This window comes from [Clostridium] saccharolyticum WM1 (assembly GCF_000144625.1).
Lineage (GTDB): Bacteria > Bacillota > Clostridia > Lachnospirales > Lachnospiraceae > Lacrimispora > Lacrimispora saccharolytica.
The window spans coordinates 782097-801795 of sequence record NC_014376.1; the positions used below are offsets into that span (position 1 = coordinate 782097).

Sequence of the window (19699 nt, forward strand, 5' to 3'; positions counted from 1 at the left end):
AGAAAACAACTTATGAAATATATGATTGCTTCCGACATTCATGGTTCTGCCTATTTTTGCCGGAAGCTGTTAGATGCATATAAAACTTCCGGAGCAGGCAGGCTGATCCTTTTAGGTGATATTCTTTACCATGGTCCAAGAAATGATTTACCAGAGGAATATGCTCCCCAAAAGGTAATTTCCATGTTGAATGCCTATAAAGACCAGATCTACAGTGTGCGGGGAAACTGTGACACAGAAGTGGATCAGATGGTGCTGGAATTTCCTATTCTTGGAGATTACGCCTTGCTTGCTGTCTCCGGACTGACAATTTATGCTACTCATGGGCACGTTTACAATAAAGAGAATTTACCTCCGGTGCAAAAGGGTGATATCCTGCTTCACGGACATACGCATATTCTGACTGCAGAGCGTTTTGATGATATTACCATATTAAATCCAGGGTCCGTGTCCATTCCAAAGGGAGGGAACCCTCCTACCTACGGGGTATTGGAGGATAAGGTGTTCCGCATTATGGATTTTGAAGGAAATGTATTAAAAGAAATGAACTTAGGAGAATAAGGTGAAAAAAACATTTGAATTGATCGCACCCTGCCACTTTGGCATGGAAGCAGTTTTAAAAAGAGAGATTACCGATCTGGGTTATGACATTGCATCCGTTGAGGATGGAAGGGTTACTTTTATTGGAGATGATGAAGCAATCTGCCGGTCCAATGTGTTTTTGCGTACAGCGGAAAGAGTTTTATTAAAGGTGGGAAGCTTTTCTGCAGAAACCTTTGAAGAGCTATTTCAGGGGACCAGAGCCATTTGCTGGGAGGAGTATATCCCCCAGGATGGAAAGTTCTGGGTGGCAAAGGCTTCCTCCATTAAAAGCAAATTATTCAGCCCCTCGGATATCCAGTCCATTATGAAGAAAGCCATGGTGGAACGGTTAAAAGGGGCTTATGGTGTGGAATGGTTTCCTGAGAGCGGAAGCAGTTACCCGCTCAGGGTATTCCTTCATAAGGACCAGGTGACTGTTGGCATTGATACTACGGGAGACTCCCTTCATAAGAGAGGGTACCGTACCCTGACCAGTAAGGCACCGATTACCGAGACTCTGGCTGCTGCCCTTATTTTGCTCACTCCGTGGAACAAAGACCGGATTTTGGTAGATCCTTTCTGCGGAAGTGGGACCTTTCTCATCGAAGCAGCTATGATGGCGGCCAATATGGCTCCCGGTATGAACCGTTCTTTTCTTGCGGAGGAATGGAAAAATCTGATCCCGAGAAAGTGCTGGTATGAGACCATGGATGAAGCGAGCGACCTTATGGACACCAATGTAAAAGTGGACATTCAAGGCTATGACATTGACGGTGAGATCGTAAAGGCTGCCAGAGCCAATGCAGAGTCTGCCGGAGTGGATCATATGATCCATTTTCAGCAAAGACCTCTGACCGCTTTAAGCCATCCGAAAAAGTACGGATTCATTATTACTAATCCGCCTTACGGGGAACGAATTGAAGAAAAGAAGAATTTACCGGAATTGTACCGCCAGATCGGGGAACGGTATAAAGCCCTTGACGCCTGGTCTCTGTACATGATCACTGCTTATGAGGAGGCGGAGAAATATATGGGCAGAAAGGCAGATAAAAACCGGAAGATATATAACGGTATGATGAAAACCTATTTTTATCAGTTTATGGGGCCAAAGCCCCCAAGAAGAAAAGCGGGAGATTCGGTTGAAGAATAAAAAGTGGTTTTCTCTGCTTCTGATGATTGTATGTTTTGGGGCAGGATTTTGGATATCCAGCCTGGAAACAGACCCTTCCATGGACACAGCCTGGGATTATGAAAAAGAGTCTGAAAGCAGGGAAATGCATAGCCGGACAGAGTCCGGAAGAACAGAACTTATAAACGGGCAGCTCCCGGCTTCCTATGACGGGAGAAAAAAAGGCCGGGTTCCTTCTGTGAAAAACCAGGGTTCCATCGGCACCTGTTGGGCATTTGCTTCGCTTCAGGCCCTGGAAGCAGGATTTCTGCCGGAGGAGAGCTATGATTTTTCGGAAGACCATATGTCCTTAAATAATGGTTTTTGTATTCCTCAGGAAGAAGGAGGAGAATACACTATGTCCATGGCTTATCTGTTATCATGGAGAGGACCGGTATCGGAAGAAGACGATCCATACGGCGACGGCTATTCTCCCGATGGTCTAAAGGCAGTAAAGCACGTTCAGGAGATCCAGCTCCTTCCCGGCAGGGATTATGAGAAGATCAAACGGGCTGTGCTTGCATATGGAGGTGTGCAAAGCTCTCTTTATTCCTCACTGTCCGGCAGGGAAAGCCGGTCTGTTTCTTACAATGAGAAGGAGTTCGCCTATTGCTACTTAGGCCCGGAGCCTCCGAACCATGATTCTGTGATCGTAGGCTGGGATGATGCATATCCCAGGGAGAACTTTCGTGAGGAAGTCCAGGGAGACGGAGCATTTATCTGCATGAACAGCTGGGGAGACGGATTCGGGGACCAGGGTTATTTTTACGTGTCTTATTATGATTCCAATATTGGAAGGAACAATATTATTTATACGGTTGTGGAAGAGACGGATAATTATGATCATATATATCAGTCGGATTTAAGGGGCTGGGTGGGCCAGATGGGGTATGGACAAGATACCATATGGTTTTCCAATGTCTACGAAGCCGGTGATGCTCCCCAGCGCCTGGAAGCAGCCGGCTTTTATGCCACAGGCCCGGGTACCTCTTATGAAGTCTATGTGGTGCGTCATGCCGGGGAAGAACCCGGGATTGTAGAAGGCCGGGAGTTTGACCGGAAGGTTTTTCTTACCAAGGGGAGTTTTGAATATGGAGGATATTATACGGTACCTCTTACGGGACCCCCCCAGGAGGACTTAGTGCTTTCCTCCGGAGAACGGTTTGCAGTGATCGTAAAGATCACTACCCCGGATGCAGTTCATCCTGCAGCCATTGAGTATGATGCAGGAGACGGCCGCACCTTTGTCAATCTCTCAGACGGGGAAGGATACATCAGTGCCGATGGCATGGCTTGGGAACGGGTGGAGAATCAAAACTGTAATCTGTGCTTAAAAGCGTACACTAAGAACCGGTAAAAAAGTTTATGGAGGAAGGAAGAAATGAACGATAGCAGGATCGTATTTGCCACAGGGAATGAAGGGAAGATGCGGGAGGTCAGGGAGATCCTTAAGGACCTGGGAAAGGAAGTCCTCTCCATGAAAGAAGCCGGTGCTGACCTGGATATTGTGGAAGATGGAAGTACATTTGGGGAAAATGCCGAGATAAAGGCCATAGCAGTGTGGAAAAAAACCGGAGGGATCGTTCTTGCAGACGATTCCGGTCTGGTTGTGGACTGCTTAAACGGCGAGCCTGGAATCCTTTCCGCTAGATATATGGGAGAGGATACTTCCTATGAAATAAAAAACCAGAATATCCTTGACAGGGCGGCCCATGCAAAGGGCGGAGAAAGAAGCGCCCGTTTTGTCTGCAATATTGCTGCAGTTCTCCCCGATGGGAAAGTGCTTCATACGGAAGAGTCCATGGAAGGACGTTTGGCTGACCGGCCTGCAGGAGAGGGCGGTTTTGGCTATGACCCGATTCTTTATTTACCGGAATGGGGAGTCACCAGCGCCCAGATTACCCTGGAGCAGAAGAATAAAATCAGCCACCGCGGAAAGGCTCTGGAGGCTATGAAGCATAAGCTTACTGAATTTTTTACAGGAGGGGAGTTTCATGAAAGTACTGATCGTCAGTGATACACACCGCAAGGATGAGAGTTTGCAGAAAATCATTGCAGAAACAAAGCCGCTTGATATGCTGATCCATCTGGGGGATTCTGAAGGCAGTGAAGACAAGATCGCTGACTGGATTCCCGCTGGCTGTGAGCTTCAGATGGTTCTTGGAAACAACGACTTTTTCTCGGACCTGGACCGGGAGAGGGAAGTGAAAATAGGGAAATACCGGGCATTGCTGACCCATGGGCATTATTATAATGTATCTCTGGGGATCGAACGTCTGGAACAGGAGGCGGCGGACAGGGGTCTTGACATTGCAATGTATGGCCATACCCACAAGCCTTTTTACGAAGTACATAACGGAATTATCATTTTAAATCCAGGCAGCCTTTCCTATCCGCGGCAGGAGGGGAGAAAGCCATCCTACATGATTATGGAGACCGATGATCAGGGGGAGGCCCATTTTACCCTGAAGTTTCTGGAGAAATAAACGAAGTTTTCTGAACCAACGGCCGGCTCTGACTGGGCCGCAGTGTTTAATCAAGGGCTAAAACAGATTTTCAGGCAGGAAGGCCGCAAGGCGGTTTTCCTGCTTTTTATTGATGATAATTTATCACCAGATATCAGTTTAGATTTTTCTCGTTTACCGGCTTACTCATAGATTGCTGGATATTATATCATACGCTGGTTAGCTTGAACTAACTTTGTCGTATGCAAGGAGGAATATATGAGTAAAAATAGGGTTAAAATATTGGCGGTCCTGACTGCCATGAGCCTGGTGTTTCCCGTACAGTCGTTTGCCGGGGAGTGGAGGCAAGAGGAAGGCCAATGGCACTATGTCCTTAGAAATGGCCAGAAACAAAGAAATTCCTGGCTGAAAACGGATGATGGCAAATGGTATTATTTTGATGAAAACGGAATCATGAAAACGGGCTGGTATCAGGATGCAGCTCAGAAGCGGTATTATCTGGGGGCAGACGGTTCCATGGCTGTTGGCTGGAAAGAAATCGGCGGAAAATGGTATTATCTGGAGTCTGACGGTTCCATGGCTTTTGGTTGGAAGGAGGTCAATGGGAAATGGTATTACCTGGAACCGGATGGATCTAAAGGAAACGGCTGTCGTATTGGATCCCCTGAATTGAAAGTGAATTATATTATCCTGTCATCAAAAGGGAGGAAGCCGGCAAGAGGGGGATCCTGCCGGCTGAGTATGAAAAAAATGTATATAAAAGGTCTCTCTGGCCTGTTTACAGGTATTAATATACGGTGAGAATGTGTTGGAAAATTGATGAAAATGTGAAGAATCTGTGAAAGTTGAAAATAATCAAAAAAATGGAGCACCGCAGGATTGGGGAAATACGGTACTCCTAAGAAGAGTTAAATAAATTATAGCGCAAATTATCGGTTAAGTAAAGGGAAATAAGTAATATTTTATAGATTTGCTGTTAGTTTTTTGTAAATATATCCGGATTTGTAACTATATAATATAAATATTCATATAACATCTCTATTGCTGCTTTATTCAGTCAATCATAGATGATTCTTCCGCTCATATTGGAACCCCTTCTGCATAAAATATATCATATGCTTCATTTGAAACTGGCAGGAGGCCGCAATATGGAAAAAATACTGGATAATGGATATTATGATCTGATCATTAGTAATGCCATGGTTCCAACCTATAATACGGGTGATAATATTACGATGCTGAATGAATTTAATTCCCTGCTCCATATACCGAAGGAACAAATGGAGGTCTGTGATTTAGGCATCAATGCCTATCATTCTTTTCCTGATTTATATACTCTGGAATCATCTGTCAGCATCGAAAGATCCGGTGTCGGAGCTGTTCAGCGGGCGGCCGGCTTTGGTTTGCATGGGAGAGGAGTGATCATCGGGATTGTGGATACCGGCATTGATTACCGCCATCCAGCGTTTAAGTTTAATGACAGAACAACCAGAATCCTGTCCATATGGGATCAGACCCAGGTAGGAAGCACCCCTCCCAGGGGATTTTCCTTTGGTGCTGAATATACCAGAGAACTGATTAATTTTGCATTAATATCGGAAGATCCCCTTTCTATCGTTCCCACGGTGGATCCCAACCGTCACGGAACTGCCATTGCAAGCATCATTGCCGGGCGGCCCAACGACGATTATAACTTCAGCGGCGTAGTTCCGGATGCAGATCTTGTGGTGGTAAAACTGAAAGAAGCAAAATAAAACTTAAAGAGACTATTCTCTGTTCCGGAAAGCGCTCTGTGTTATCAGGAATCCGATATCATCCTGGGGATCCGGTATTTAGTCTCTACCGCTCAAAGGCTGAACCGTCCTTTGGTGATATGCATTGCTCTTGGAAGCAGCCAGGGAGGTCACGATGGGCGGGGAGCATCCAGCATTTATCTGGATTATCTGGTACAGCTGCCTAAAATCGGTGTAGCAGTTTCTGCCGGTAATGAAGGAGACAGCCGGAGACATTATTACAACAGTACCAGGTTAGAGCCGTTTGAAAATGACTTTCGCTTAAATGTGGGAAACCTTGATAAAGGCTTTACCATGGAAATTTGGCCTTACATACCTTCAAGGCTTTATATTGAGATAACTGCTCCTACCTGGGAATCATCCCAGACCATTTATCCTGCCAGAGGTGAGTGCAATAAAATCGTCTTTCAATCTGTGAATACGGTTGTATGGGTAAATAATATAATTTTTGAAGAGGAAACAGGAGATCAGTTGATACTGGTACGTTTCCAGAATGCAGCGGAAGGATCCTGGTATTTTAAAGTCGGCAGTATGAATCACGAACCTTTTACTTTTCATAGCTGGCTGCCGTCTGGAAATCTTATATCTAATGAGACTTTTTTCTTAAACGCCAGTCCGGATACCACCATAACCTCTCAGGGAGATGCGGTGCACCCTCTGACTGTTGCGGCGTATAACCAGCTGGATGGAACCATTCTTAATGAATCAAGCAGGGGATATACAAGACTGGGGCTGATAAAACCGGATGTAGCCGCCCCTGGCTACCAGCTTCCCTGTGCACTTCCCGGCTTTCAATATGGTACCGCAACTGGTACAGGAGCTGCTGCCGCTCATGCAGCCGGAATCACGGCAATGGTAATGGAGTGGGCTTATAGCAAAGGAAATTTCACGGCTGTTACCGGATATCAGGTCAACCGGATGGTCATACGGGCGGCCAGGAGAGATCCTTCCTATATTTATCCAAACAATGTGTGGGGATATGGCCAGGTGGATGCGGAACATGTGTTTGCGCTGATGACAGGCGTTTAAAACAAATACCTTCAGACTGGAGGGGCGAAAGCATCCATGAACCCTACCCAAGATTAAAAATGGCGGGCTTTTGAAAAACCCGGCCCGCCTATTTCCCTTTTTTCAATTCTTTTCTGATCTTTGGCTCAATTCCCCTGCGCTCCATTTCTGCTATGATGCCTTCAAATTCTCCAGGAGGCGCAGAAGGAGTTATGACCTCCCTGCTGGCCGCCTCCAAACGGTCGAATTCTTCTTCCAGCCTTTTTTCATATTTCTTATTCCAGTGTCTCATACGATCACCTCCCAGAAAATTATATAACAGTTGTAAAGTTCCTATTATTTAAGTTTCTGGATATAGGGATGAAAATTAATTTTTAAGCGATTCTGCTCCGTTTTTAAGGGACCAAACCGATCCTTTGCCTGTTAAATGCTGGTAAGCTGCCGGAATACATTTTCCACATCCACCTGGCCGTATCCCCAAATGTTATTTGGGTAAGTGTATGTGCTGGTCCTTATGGCCCCCCGGATCATCAGACGGCTGGCATCCACACCGTTCATGGTTCTGTAATTTCCCCTGGCAATGGCCCATTCAAATATCATGGCAGTGATGCCGGCAGCATGGGCGGCAGCAGGTCCGGTTCCCGTTACAGAACCGTATCCGTTTCCCGGGGTTGCACAGGTAAGCTGATACCCGGGGGCGGCAATGTCCGGTTTGACCATACCGATCCTTGTATAGCCTCTGCTTGACTCACCGAGAATAGAATTGTTCACCTGATTATAGGCGGTCACAGTTAACTGGCGCCTGCCGTTTCCAGGGGAAGTAATGGTGGTATCCGGGGAGGAGTTAATGAAAAAGGTCTGGTTGGATATCAGGTTGCCTGCGGGCAGCCAGGCATGAAAGGACAGAGGCTCATTTTCAACGGACCTGACCCGGATCCGCCAGATCCCTGGGGTGGTATTCTGAAATCGCACGAAGATTAACTGGTCTCCGGTTTCTTCCTCAAATACATAATTGTTTACATAGATGGTGGTAGGGGTAAACACAAAGTTAAAGGACCGGCAATCACCAATGGAAGGATATATCTGCTGGGTGGACTCTCTGTTTGGCGAGGAAATGTCAATGGATACCCGTCCCAGGGAATATGACCAGATTTCCAAAGAAAACATTTTATCATTTTCCCCGATTCTTAATTCAAAGTCATTATAGAAGGGCTCTAACAGGGTGGAGTTAAAATAATGCCTCTGGCTGTTTCCTTCGTTACCGGCAGAAACGGATATGCCGATGCCAGGCTGCAGCGCCAGGTCATTTAAGTAACCGCTTAGAGCGCCTCTCCCGTCATGTCCCCCCAAGCTGCTTCCCATGGCAATGCAGGTGACAACAGGGCGGCTGAATCTTTCAGAAATAGTAAGGGAATAGCGGAAACCAAACATAATATCCGATTCCTGAAAGCATAAAATATCACTTGGGACAAAATAAAAATTTTTTAAATTCTCCTTTGCTTCTTTCAGCTTTACGATCACCAGATCAGACTGGGGAACTACCCCGCTGAAGGCTTCCAGTAAGTTTGGGGTTCCGGCGATAACGCTTGCAATGGCCGTTCCATGTCCATTGGAATCGGTTGTGGGTACAATGGATAAAGGATCCTCCGAATTTAAAGCAGTGTTGATGGTCTCCTGGCTGTATTCCGTACCAAAGGTAAATGTTTCCGGAGGAGTTCCTTCCTGCTGGGTCTGATCCCATATTGTGAGGATCCGTGAGGAACCGTCGCTGTTCCGGAAGGCGGGATGACGGTAATCAATGCCTGTATCGATGATAACAACGATTACGCCTTCTCCGAAAAGAGCCAAAGCAGGATTGCGCTGGACATTTCCAACACCGGTCTGTTCCAGACTGACAGTGGCAGTGGGAGTATATAAAGAAGGAAACGTGTGAGCGGGATAATTTGCCAAATTGCAGATGTTTATGGCGGCAGTCGGGATATGCAGCAAGGAATGCCGGTTGTTTAAAAAGGTAATGCTGTCATCGCCGGGGGCGGCAGTCACCGGATTGGTGATGAGTAAATCGTAAAAATTATTATCCAGAATTTTTTTCACAGTTACGTCTCCTTGCTGTTACTGACAGCCCGGTCATGGAATAAGTAATGAAGCGGCTGTCTGATATTGGGCTGTCCCGGCAGCGCTGCCGGGCTGATATGTATGTTAAATGATATGGAAGAAAAAGGGAAAATATGAAGAATGGACCGGCAGACACAATGCAAAAGATAAAAACACCTGAACAATTGCATATACAAGAAATCCAGATGCTTTTATCAGATTACGGTATCTGTAAAAAAAGATTGATCCTTCTAAAGCCCTGATATAATATATTCATAACAGGATCTCAGAAAGGTAGAAATGATGAAAAATAAAAAGTGGCTTGAATGGGCGGTTGAGTTGCAGGCAATCGCCCAGGCCGGACTGTTTTATGCAAAGGATTGTTTTGATCAGGAGCGGTATGAAAGAATCCGTGAGATTTCGGCTGATATAATCAGCAATCAGTCAGAAATGCCTGTTGAAAAGGTCAAGGATCTGTTTTGTGGCGAAATCGGCTATCAAACGCCTAAGATCGATTCCAGGGCCGCAATTTTTAAGGACAACAGGATTCTTTTGGTAAAAGAGACAAATGGAAAGTGGTCATTGCCCGGAGGCTGGGTGGATGTAAATCGATCGGTAAAGGAGAATATCATCAAGGAAGTCAAGGAAGAGGCCGGTCTTGAGGTAAAGGTCCTCCGGGTCATTGCCGTACAGGACCGGGAAAAACACAATCTCCCTGTTTATGCCTATAAGATCTGTAAGATTTTCATGGAGTGTACGGTTATTGGCGGTTCCTTTCAAATAAATCATGAAACCACGGATAGCCGGTATTTTTCTCTGGAAGAATTGCCCCCTCTGGCTGAAGAAAAGTGCAATGCAGAGCAGATAAGGATGTGTTTCCAGGCCTATTTTGATCAGCAGTGGAAAACCTTATTGGATTAGGTATAGGGCCTGACGTTTTTCCTGCTTTTTCTCAACGGGTATCCATAATTCACAAAAAAACTCCGGCCGGCTGTTTTCCGGATATCATGGATGTACTGTCTCTGGATTTGGGATAAAGAGATAAAAAATTGCATAAAAAAGAGAACGACTGGAACTGAAAATTTCTGATATGTTAAAGGATTTGTTTTTCTTAGTTCTATGTAATAATTAATGAATTTTAAAGCAGCCTTTATTTAACAACAGACTTAAGGATATCCCCATTATTAATCCCATTCCCAAGCTATTTATAATTGCTCCGAATATCAGGCCTAAACTGATTCCGAGAGCGAAACAGTCCTCGTATGAATTGTTCTTATTATTTGTATTCAGCATTTATGTACCTCTTTATTGTTTTTAAATATCTTACAACAGTTATTCGATAAAGTACACTGGTATTTTCTGAGAATGAACCAAACGTCCTAAAATAATTCATATTGATAGTTGGTAAAATATGGGTTATGATGAAAGGGATTATCAAGAACGAATCATTTGTTAAGGGCTTGATAATAAAAATTACGGAAAGGAGGTTGTGAATATGAAAAATGATATACCTGGGCGGTCTCTCCTGCTGAAGGACCATTCCCGGCCGCCATGCAAAGCATTGTGGCAAGGTTCTAATCCCAGTGGCTGCCTGCTACCGGTTGAGATCATCAATCTCCCTGATTTACCTTTACAATAATGGATGAGCATAGGACAGATTATGCCTACAGCGAAATTTGGACACCAGTCCGGAAGATATAAGAGCACTTATCCATCAATAAAGAGCAGCCGAATACAATACCGGACGATTTTAGGCGTCCGGTATTTTTTGTGAAAGACAGAACTTAGGTGTAAAAGAATCACCAATGGTTGGTGCATCTAAAATTTTTTTGGATGCTTGTATTAATATACAAAAACATTCGCATATCACTTTATAATATTTACTAAAAATAAAGGGTTTGAAAAAAAGTTCTGACAAAAAAGCCTAAAATGTGATAATATATAATTATTATATTGGATAGGAGGTGCCATAATGAAGAGAATCACAAGTGCCTGTTTCCTGCAAACCATGAAATTCGATCCAGCGGATAATGCAAAACCGGAGCAAGAATTGAACTTTTAAGCTTTCCCAATAGGAGATGTAGACATGTATCAAGTAGGTGATAATATTGTATTTGGAAGTAAAGGGATCTGCAGGGTTGAGCACGTTGGCGTTTTAGAAATAGCCGATATGCCAAGGAATAAAATGTATTATACCTTAAATCCTTATTTTATAAAAGGAAGTAAGTTTTATACTCCTGTGGATAACGATAAAGTTATCATGAGACCTGTAATTCCTAAAGATGAAGCTATGAAACTGATTGATGATATAAAAAATATTGATTCCCTGTGGGTTGCTGATGAAAAGAGAAGGGAATCTGAATATAAAGAAGCCATGAAAAGGTGTGATTGCCGTGAATTGGTTAAGATCATTAAGACAATCTATTTTCGGAAACAGTCCAGATTAAAAGACGGCAAAAAATTAACTACGATAGATACAAAGTATTTTAAATTAGCAGAAGAAAACTTTTATGGAGAATTGGCCATTTCCCTTAATATGGATGTTAAAGCAGTAAAAGAATTTGTCAGAACCAGAGTAAAGAAATTAGTCATTGAATAATGGAGGAATTTATGCCCTATTTAACTATGACAGTCAGGCGGCCGCAAACTCCTGATATTAAAAACACCGAAATTCCTTGTAACTACCAGGACTTTCGGTGTTTTTTTATCATATGTAAAACTGCGGGTAACAGGACTTGAACCTGCACGGTCTCCCACCAGAACCTAAATCTGGCGCGTCTGCCAATTCCGCCATACCCGCTGGCAACAACATAAATGATACCATTTGAAAGTAAAAAAGTCAAGAAAAAGGAGGCATTTTTCTATGGCAGATATTTACTAAAAAACAACAGGTCTGCTGTTAAAATTTCTGCTGCAATGGTTTAAAGAATTCTATTCGATTACAATTTCTTATTGAACGTTTCTTTCAACCTCTTCCAGTTGAAAAAGAGCAATGGAGTCAAGGATGATATGACGCTCCATTGGAATATATGAGCAATGCGGTTTTTCAAGAATTGGATTACTATTTGCCCGGCAGCTAATAAAAAGTTATTATTAATGGAGACAGGAAGATCTTATAAGTATATTTAGAAAAATAGAAAAACGGTGATTGATGGGCTGTTAATGAAAGAACTATAATTAGGTTAGATGGACTGTTTTCGAATTGTTTCTGTCTACAGAGATTAAACATAGATATGTTCTACATTGTTCTATAGTTTGGCTTTTAATTATGTTTTTAACATTTATTAAAAAAAATGAAAATAAATGTTGACTTTTATCGAATGCTTTGGTATAATGTAACTCGCCGCTGAAAACGGCGGCAAAACTTCTTCCAAAACACATCAATGACCGATGAAAAAGTTTTGAAGAAAATGTAGAAAAAGGTTGACAAAAACAACCGGACATGATATCCTATGAAAGTTGCTGCTGAGACAGCAAAGCAAAATCAGCACTTTGAAAACAGAAGATTGAACAGTATGTAAAACCCTGAAAATTCTAATAAAACAAGCCATGTTTGATGGCTTTGAATGAGAAAATTTCAGAACGAATACAAGTAATTGTATACGAACCAAACAACAAGTAAAACGGGAAATAAATTAGCTAGTTTGTTGATTTTGACCGTGGATTGAACTGGATGGCTAGTCCGGGCGGTAGGCTCATGAAGCTTTGCTTCATTCGCTACCATTTGCTTCGCAAATGTTCGCAGCTTTCCCATAACTCCCTTATGGAAGTAAACTTCCAACGGGATTTCTGGCAAATCTACGACCGCTTTCAAAGACTATCTGCTTAAATTTGAGAGTTCGATCCTGGCTCAGGATGAACGCTGGCGGCGTGCTTAACACATGCAAGTCGAGCGAAGCACTTTTAAGGAAGTTTTCGGATGGAATTAAAAGTGACTGAGCGGCGGACGGGTGAGTAACGCGTGGGTAACCTGCCTCATACAGGGGGATAACAGTTGGAAACGGCTGCTAATACCGCATAAGCGCACAGTGCTGCATGGCACAGTGTGAAAAACTCCGGTGGTATGAGATGGACCCGCGTCTGATTAGGTAGTTGGTGAGGTAACGGCCCACCAAGCCGACGATCAGTAGCCGACCTGAGAGGGTGACCGGCCACATTGGGACTGAGACACGGCCCAAACTCCTACGGGAGGCAGCAGTGGGGAATATTGGACAATGGGGGAAACCCTGATCCAGCGACGCCGCGTGAGTGAAGAAGTATTTCGGTATGTAAAGCTCTATCAGCAGGGAAGAAAATGACGGTACCTGACTAAGAAGCCCCGGCTAACTACGTGCCAGCAGCCGCGGTAATACGTAGGGGGCAAGCGTTATCCGGATTTACTGGGTGTAAAGGGAGCGTAGACGGCACTGCAAGTCTGGAGTGAAAGCCCGGGGCTCAACCCCGGGACTGCTTTGGAAACTGTGGTGCTGGAGTGCAGGAGAGGTAAGTGGAATTCCTAGTGTAGCGGTGAAATGCGTAGATATTAGGAGGAACACCAGTGGCGAAGGCGGCTTACTGGACTGTAACTGACGTTGAGGCTCGAAAGCGTGGGGAGCAAACAGGATTAGATACCCTGGTAGTCCACGCCGTAAACGATGAATACTAGGTGTTGGGGAGCAAAGCTCTTCGGTGCCGCCGCTAACGCAATAAGTATTCCACCTGGGGAGTACGTTCGCAAGAATGAAACTCAAAGGAATTGACGGGGACCCGCACAAGCGGTGGAGCATGTGGTTTAATTCGAAGCAACGCGAAGAACCTTACCAAGTCTTGACATCGGAATGACCGGTCCGTAACGGGGCCTTCCCTTCGGGGCATTCCAGACAGGTGGTGCATGGTTGTCGTCAGCTCGTGTCGTGAGATGTTGGGTTAAGTCCCGCAACGAGCGCAACCCTTATCCTTAGTAGCCAGCAGTTCGGCTGGGCACTCTGGGGAGACTGCCAGGGATAACCTGGAGGAAGGTGGGGATGACGTCAAATCATCATGCCCCTTATGATTTGGGCTACACACGTGCTACAATGGCGTAAACAAAGGGAAGCAAAGGAGCGATCTGGAGCAAACCCCAAAAATAACGTCTCAGTTCGGATTGTAGTCTGCAACTCGACTACATGAAGCTGGAATCGCTAGTAATCGCGGATCAGAATGCCGCGGTGAATACGTTCCCGGGTCTTGTACACACCGCCCGTCACACCATGGGAGTTGGTAACGCCCGAAGTCAGTGACCCAACCGTAAGGAGGGAGCTGCCGAAGGCGGGACTGATAACTGGGGTGAAGTCGTAACAAGGTAGCCGTATCGGAAGGTGCGGCTGGATCACCTCCTTTCTAAGGAAGAAGAAGTAAGGGTTTTAGATACTGTTGAGTCTTTGGTTTTCAAAGGAAGTAAAAAGAATAAAGAAACACCAAGAGAACCGTAATGTGGAACCTCGCGAATAATTCGCTCGGTCGCGGCTGCGCCGCTTATACAATGAATCAAAAAACTGCTTATGAAAGCAAGCTTTCAACACAGTTTTCCGCTTAATTGTGCACGCATTACTAGTGAGACACGAAATTTCTGGTGCCGATGCGCTTAGGGGAGACACCCGTTCCCATCCCGAACACGATGGTTAAGACTTAAGCGGCCGATGGTACTATGCTGGAGACGGCATGGGAGAGCAGGTGGGTGCCAGATTATTTATGGGGGTGTAGCTCAGTTGGGAGAGCACCTGCCTTGCAAGCAGGGGGTCAAGAGTTCGAATCTCTCCATCTCCATTTGATGTAGTTACGAAGGTGTACTTCGAAAAGCTGACGCTTTTCTCAGTCACGGCGTTCCACGCCTATACAATCACATAAAAGCTGCTTAGGAACACAAGTGTTCAACACAGTTTTCCATATGATTGTGCACGCTTCTGATTGCATCGCGCATGTACCTTGAAAACCACATATTGAAATATATCTAGATAGAGTTTTTATACGGTAAAGTATAAAGACGACATCAAGACATCCGAGGTGTTACATTGAAAGATGTAACCAAACAAAACTCGTTAAAGTAACCGTAACGTACGGTGAAATAACAAACCTAAGACCAGAGATACAACGCTATGTATCTTAGATCAGTAGCCCGCACCCGCAGGTGAACATCGAATTGGTTAAGCTAATAAGAGCGCAGGGTGGATGCCTTGGCACTAAGAGCCGATGAAAGACGTGATAAGCTGCGAAAAGCTTCGGGGAGGAGCAAATATCCTTTGATCCGGAGATATCTGAATGGGGAAACCCAGCTGAGCAAACCTCAGTTGTCGTATGGTGAATCCATAGCCATACGTCGGGAACCCGGGGAACTGAAACATCTAAGTACCCGGAGGAAAAGAAAGAAAACTCGATTTCCAAAGTAGCGGCGAGCGAAATGGAAGGAGCCTAAACCAGTATGCGTGCATACTGGGGTTATGGACTGCAAGAAGTGAGACGATTTGTTACCAGAACGGTCCTGGAAAGACCGGCCATAGAAAGTGAAAGCCTTGTATGGGAAAGCAATAGTCAGCGAGCAGGATCCAAAGTACCACGAGACACGAGAAACCTTGTGGGAATTCGGGGGGACCACCCCCCAAGGCTAAATACTACTTAGTGACCGATAGCGCATAGTACTGTGAAGGAAAGGTGAAAAGGACCCCGGGAGGGGAGTGAAAGAGAACCTGAAACCCTGTGTTTACAAGCTGTGGAACCACATTTTAAGTGGAACCGCGTACTTTTTGTAGAACGGTCCGGCGAGTTACCGTTACTGGCAAGGTTAAGCACTGAAGGTGCGGAGCCGAAGGGAAACCAAGTCTTAATAGGGCGAATGAGTCAGTAAAGGTAGACCCGAAACCGGGTGATCTACCCATGTCCAGGTTGAAGTTTCCGTAAAAGGAAATGGAGGACCGAACGCACATCCGTTGAAAAGGGTGGCGATGAGGTGTGGGTAGGGGAGAAATTCCAATCGAACCCGGAGATAGCTGGTTCTCCTCGAAATAGCTTTAGGGCTAGCCTCGTATTAGTCTGCCGGAGGTAGAGCACTGAATTTCCTAGGGGGCGTCAAAGCTTACCAAAGAATATCAAACTCCGAATGCCGGTCAGATGATGTACGGGAGTCAGACTGCACGAGATAAGTTGGGCAGTCAAAAGGGAAAGAGCCCAGACCACCAGCTAAGGTCCCAAAGTGCGTGTTAAGTGGAAAAGGATGTGGGATTTCAGAGACAACTAGGATGTTGGCTTAGAAGCAGCCACACATTCAAAGAGTGCGTAATAGCTCACTAGTCGAGAGGTCCTGCGCCGAAAATGTCCGGGGCTAAAACACGACACCGAAGCTGTGGAATGTATGTAAATACATTGGTAGAGGAGCATTCTTAACGCACAGAAGCATTACCGTAAGGAGATGTGGAGTGTTAAGAAGAGAGAATGCCGGAATGAGTAGCGAGATGGAGGTGAGAATCCTCCAGGCCGAATATCTAAGGTTTCCAGAGTAAAGCTGATCTGCTCTGGGTAAGTCGGGGCCTAAGGCGAGGTCGAAAGACGTAGTCGATGGACAACAGGTTGAAATTCCTGTACCGCATATCATCAGAACTGTGGGGACACAGAACCGAGGAAGAACCCGGGAATGAAAAGACCGGGGCAAGCATTTTACTGGCCAGAATGGAAAATCCATCTGGCAACAGGAAGGTGTGACGCGTACCGAACACAAGTAGGGAAGTCTTCGTAGGGGCTGTCAAGAAAAGCCGCTATTGTGTGATATGTGCCCGTACCGTAAACCGACACAGGTGGATGAGGAGAGAATCCTAAGGCCGGCGGGAGAAGCATTGTTAAGGAACTCGGCAAAATGACCCCGTAACTTCGGGATAAGGGGTGCCTGAGAAATCAGGCCGCAGAGAATAGGCTCAAGCAACTGTTTAGCAAAAACACAGGTCTATGCAAAACCGAAAGGTGAGGTATATGGGCTGACGCCTGCCCGGTGCTGGAAGGTTACGAGGAGGGGTTAGCGGAAACGCGAAGCTCTGAATTTAAGCCCCAGTAAACGGCGGCCGTAACTATAACGGTCCTAAGGTAGCGAAATTCCTTGTCGGGTAAGTTCCGACCCGCACGAAAGGCGTAATGATTTGAGCGCTGTCTCGACAATGCACCCGGTGAAATTGAAGTACCAGTGAAGATGCTGGTTACCTGCGCCAGGACGGAAAGACCCCATGGAGCTTTACTCCAGCTTGATACTGGGATTCGGTACTGCATGTACAGGATAGGTGGGAGGCATAGAAGCAAGGACGCCAGTCTTTGTGGAGCCGATGTTGGGATACCACCCTTGCGGTATTGGGTTTCTAACCTGCAGCCATGACCTGGCTGGGGGACAATGTCAGGCGGGGAGTTTGACTGGGGCGGTCGCCTCCGAAAGGGTATCGGAGGCGCTCAAAGGTTCCCTCAGAATGGACGGAAACCATTCGAAGAGTGCAAAGGCATAAGGGAGCTTGACTGCGACACCGACGGGTGGAGCAGGTAGGAAACTAGGACTTAGTGATCCGGTGGTATAAAGTGGGATTGCCATCGCTCAACGGATAAAAGCTACCCTGGGGATAACAGGCTTATCACTCCCAAGAGTTCACATCGACGGAGTGGTTTGGCACCTCGATGTCGGCTCATCGCATCCTGGGGCTGTAGTAGGTCCCAAGGGTTGGGCTGTTCGCCCATTAAAGCGGTACGCGAGCTGGGTTCAGAACGTCGTGAGACAGTTCGGTCCCTATCCGGCGTGGGCGTAGGATATTTGAGAGGAGCTGTCCTTAGTACGAGAGGACCGGGATGGACTGACCTCTGGTGTATCTGTTGGTGATCAACACCATGGCAGAGTAGCCAAGTCGGGAAGGGATAAACGCTGAAGGCATCTAAGCGTGAAGCCCCCCTCAAGATGAGATATCCCATCGCAAGAGTAAGACCCCTTGAAGACGACGAGGTAGATAGGGCAGAGGTGGAAGCATGGCAACATGTGGAGCTGACTGTCACTAATAGGTCGAGGGCTTAACCAGGTTGGTTTAGGTAAGAGGAAAGAACGGATGAAAACAGATATGTAACAATGTGTGGTTTTGAGGGTATATGAAGACCCCAAATAGAGAAGAAATAAGCGCGAGTGGCTCAGTTGGTGGAGTACGACCTTGCCAAGGTCGGGGTCGCGGGTTCGAGTCCCGTCTCGCGCTCTTAAGAAAACGTAGTATTTATGAGGGTTTCCGGGTTTCGGGAATCCTCATTTAGTTTACATAAATAAAAGTACTTAAAGTTTTTCCTTAAAGTTTTTGCTTTACCAGATTGTATCACGATATAGTCCTTTCCATATTAACATAGTTATTAATCAATTCTTTCTGCATTTCTGTATCTGATTGGGTATAAAACTGGATCAGTGTTTTTGGGCTATTTCCCATAATGGAAGAAATTAAAGCTGCATTAGGGCAGCGGCGCATATTGTTGGTCGCAAAGCTTGTACGAAAACCATATAAGGTGATGTATGGAAGTTTCATTTCACCATTTGGAAGTGATCCATGTTCTGTTTCATATTCTTCCATGGCCTTGTTATGAGCCGCAAGCAACCGTTTAAAAGCATATGCGTATTGTTTCGGCTTGATAGGATTTCCGTTCTGACTTACAAACAGGTAATCATTATCAGACCATGATTTATCCTCTAAGCGATTTTTCTTTTTCCATATGAGCCGTTTGTGTAGCAGATCATAAAGATGTTTAGGAATCGGTGGCTGCCTGTGTGATTGATGTGTCTTAAGGTTTGTTTCACATTCCCAATTATCATAACCTCTGTCAAAATCTATTAAATAGGTTGGCTTGTTGCTTAAGCAATTTTCAGTCAGGCCGCATACTTCACCGGGACGCGCTCCAAGGAGGGCGGATAAACAAAACATAGGATAATAATGAGATTCCATCACCTCCTGCAGATTTAAAAAATATGCTATTTCATCATCTGACCATGTAATCTTTTTACGGACCGGAACTGTACACCGGGTAATCCCTTCCATCGGGTTTTCCATGGGGGTAATGCATTTAAGCGGTGACACAGCATATCCGAAAAGGTTAGACAGTATATTGATACACTTATTAATAGTACCAGGGCTATGGCTTTGTTTCATAAGGTTCACATACTTCTGTATATGGGTAGCTTTAACTTTGGATACAGCCTTATCACCAAACACCTCTTTTATATAATCATTGTAGAATCTTTCATAAATTCTCCATGTGCTATTAGCGTATGTGGGTGGTGCGGTTGCATCATGCCAGATATCAAAAATTTCCTGAATGGTAGTCATGCGCTCTTTTTGTTTTCTCTTACCTTGTCCAGCTTCGATGGAACGCATGATATCAACCTCATCCTTACGAGCCTCCTTTTCCTTGTCTCTCATAGGCCCGGTAATGGATCTGCTTTCAACGGCATACCAGACGTTAGCAAAATAACGAACCGTAGTTTTCCCTGTTTTCTTTGATGTGTAGCGTTGTTTCTGAACACTCATTACATCATTCCTCCATAAATTATTTAATTTAGAGCATAAAAAATACACCTATACAGG

At 45.2% G+C, this 19699-nt stretch carries 14 protein-coding genes, 3 tRNA genes and 3 rRNA genes; 16 read left to right on the top strand and 4 right to left on the bottom strand.

Annotated features, from left to right (window positions below; all coding sequences use genetic code 11):
• Positions 1–12: 12 nt before the first annotated feature.
• The 8 genes from yfcE to CLOSA_RS23455 all read left to right on the top strand — a co-directional run bounded on the left by yfcE (position 13) and on the right by CLOSA_RS23455 (position 7037).
• Positions 13–561 (top strand): phosphodiesterase, encoded by a 549-nt coding sequence (gene yfcE / locus CLOSA_RS03615; RefSeq protein ID WP_013271413.1) that lies wholly within the window; start codon positions 13–15, stop codon positions 559–561.
• A gap of 1 nt (position 562) precedes the next feature.
• Positions 563–1732 (top strand): THUMP domain-containing class I SAM-dependent RNA methyltransferase, encoded by a 1170-nt coding sequence (locus tag CLOSA_RS03620; protein WP_013271414.1) that lies wholly within the window; start codon positions 563–565, stop codon positions 1730–1732.
• On the top strand, positions 1722–3107 hold the full coding sequence (locus CLOSA_RS03625) for a lectin like domain-containing protein (RefSeq protein ID WP_013271415.1): 1386 nt from the start codon (positions 1722–1724) through the stop codon (positions 3105–3107). Before CLOSA_RS03620 ends, CLOSA_RS03625 begins: the two co-directional genes overlap by 11 nt.
• 24 nt (positions 3108–3131) lie before the next feature.
• Positions 3132–3767 (top strand): RdgB/HAM1 family non-canonical purine NTP pyrophosphatase, encoded by a 636-nt coding sequence (gene rdgB, locus CLOSA_RS03630; RefSeq protein ID WP_013271416.1) that lies wholly within the window; start codon positions 3132–3134, stop codon positions 3765–3767.
• Positions 3745–4236, top strand: coding sequence for a metallophosphoesterase family protein (locus tag CLOSA_RS03635; protein WP_013271417.1), 492 nt, complete (start codon positions 3745–3747; stop codon positions 4234–4236). Before rdgB ends, CLOSA_RS03635 begins: the two co-directional genes overlap by 23 nt.
• A gap of 237 nt (positions 4237–4473) precedes the next feature.
• Positions 4474–5016 carry an N-acetylmuramoyl-L-alanine amidase family protein gene (locus tag CLOSA_RS03640; protein ID WP_013271418.1) on the top strand — a complete coding sequence of 181 codons (543 nt, stop codon included), beginning with the start codon at positions 4474–4476 and terminating at the stop codon, positions 5014–5016.
• 347 nt (positions 5017–5363) lie between these two features.
• A complete protein-coding gene (locus CLOSA_RS23450; protein WP_330362179.1) occupies positions 5364–5969 on the top strand; it encodes a S8 family serine peptidase in 606 nt (201 codons plus the stop codon).
• A 114-nt stretch (positions 5970–6083) separates the two neighbouring features.
• Positions 6084–7037: a S8 family serine peptidase gene (locus CLOSA_RS23455; protein WP_330362215.1), complete on the top strand. Its 954-nt coding sequence runs from the start codon at positions 6084–6086 to the stop codon at positions 7035–7037.
• Between the two features lie 88 nt (positions 7038–7125).
• Here CLOSA_RS23455 and CLOSA_RS03650 read toward each other — a convergent pair whose 3' ends face one another.
• Together CLOSA_RS03650 and CLOSA_RS03655 are read right to left on the bottom strand one after the other, a co-directional pair.
• Complete coding sequence (locus tag CLOSA_RS03650; protein ID WP_013271419.1) at positions 7126–7308, bottom strand: hypothetical protein; 183 nt, start codon at positions 7306–7308, stop codon at positions 7126–7128.
• A gap of 131 nt (positions 7309–7439) precedes the next feature.
• Positions 7440–9110 carry a S8 family peptidase gene (locus tag CLOSA_RS03655; protein ID WP_013271420.1) on the bottom strand — a complete coding sequence of 557 codons (1671 nt, stop codon included), beginning with the start codon at positions 9108–9110 and terminating at the stop codon, positions 7440–7442.
• A gap of 300 nt (positions 9111–9410) precedes the next feature.
• Between CLOSA_RS03655 and CLOSA_RS03660 the strand changes: the two genes are divergently transcribed.
• The 3 genes from CLOSA_RS03660 to CLOSA_RS03665 all read left to right on the top strand — a co-directional run bounded on the left by CLOSA_RS03660 (position 9411) and on the right by CLOSA_RS03665 (position 11709).
• Positions 9411–10031 carry an NUDIX hydrolase N-terminal domain-containing protein gene (locus CLOSA_RS03660; RefSeq protein ID WP_013271421.1) on the top strand — a complete coding sequence of 207 codons (621 nt, stop codon included), beginning with the start codon at positions 9411–9413 and terminating at the stop codon, positions 10029–10031.
• Between the two features lie 574 nt (positions 10032–10605).
• Positions 10606–10749 carry a hypothetical protein gene (locus CLOSA_RS22530; RefSeq protein WP_157668985.1) on the top strand — a complete coding sequence of 48 codons (144 nt, stop codon included), beginning with the start codon at positions 10606–10608 and terminating at the stop codon, positions 10747–10749.
• A 447-nt stretch (positions 10750–11196) separates the two neighbouring features.
• A complete protein-coding gene (locus CLOSA_RS03665; protein WP_013271423.1) occupies positions 11197–11709 on the top strand; it encodes a CarD family transcriptional regulator in 513 nt (170 codons plus the stop codon).
• 121 nt (positions 11710–11830) lie between these two features.
• On the opposite strand, the gene CLOSA_RS03670 is transcribed toward CLOSA_RS03665, so the two are convergent.
• Positions 11831–11910, bottom strand: a tRNA-Leu gene (locus CLOSA_RS03670).
• A gap of 1027 nt (positions 11911–12937) precedes the next feature.
• On the opposite strand from CLOSA_RS03670, the gene CLOSA_RS03680 reads away from it, so the two are divergent.
• From CLOSA_RS03680 to CLOSA_RS03700, 5 genes are all read left to right on the top strand, one after another.
• Positions 12938–14468, top strand: a 16S ribosomal RNA gene (locus CLOSA_RS03680).
• Positions 14469–14696: 228 nt separating this feature from the next.
• Positions 14697–14814, top strand: a 5S ribosomal RNA gene (gene rrf, locus CLOSA_RS03685).
• A 7-nt stretch (positions 14815–14821) separates the two neighbouring features.
• Positions 14822–14894: transfer RNA gene (locus CLOSA_RS03690), tRNA-Ala, on the top strand.
• Positions 14895–15269: 375 nt separating this feature from the next.
• Positions 15270–18160: ribosomal RNA gene (locus tag CLOSA_RS03695) — 23S ribosomal RNA — on the top strand.
• Together the 16S, 23S and 5S rRNA genes with 2 tRNA genes alongside form the textbook arrangement of a ribosomal RNA operon.
• A gap of 95 nt (positions 18161–18255) precedes the next feature.
• A tRNA-Gly gene (locus CLOSA_RS03700) sits at positions 18256–18328 on the top strand.
• A gap of 114 nt (positions 18329–18442) precedes the next feature.
• Here CLOSA_RS03700 and CLOSA_RS03705 read toward each other — a convergent pair.
• Positions 18443–19489: a tyrosine-type recombinase/integrase gene (locus CLOSA_RS03705; protein ID WP_166431295.1), complete on the bottom strand. Its 1047-nt coding sequence runs from the start codon at positions 19487–19489 to the stop codon at positions 18443–18445.
• Between the last annotated feature and the right edge of the window lie 210 nt (positions 19490–19699).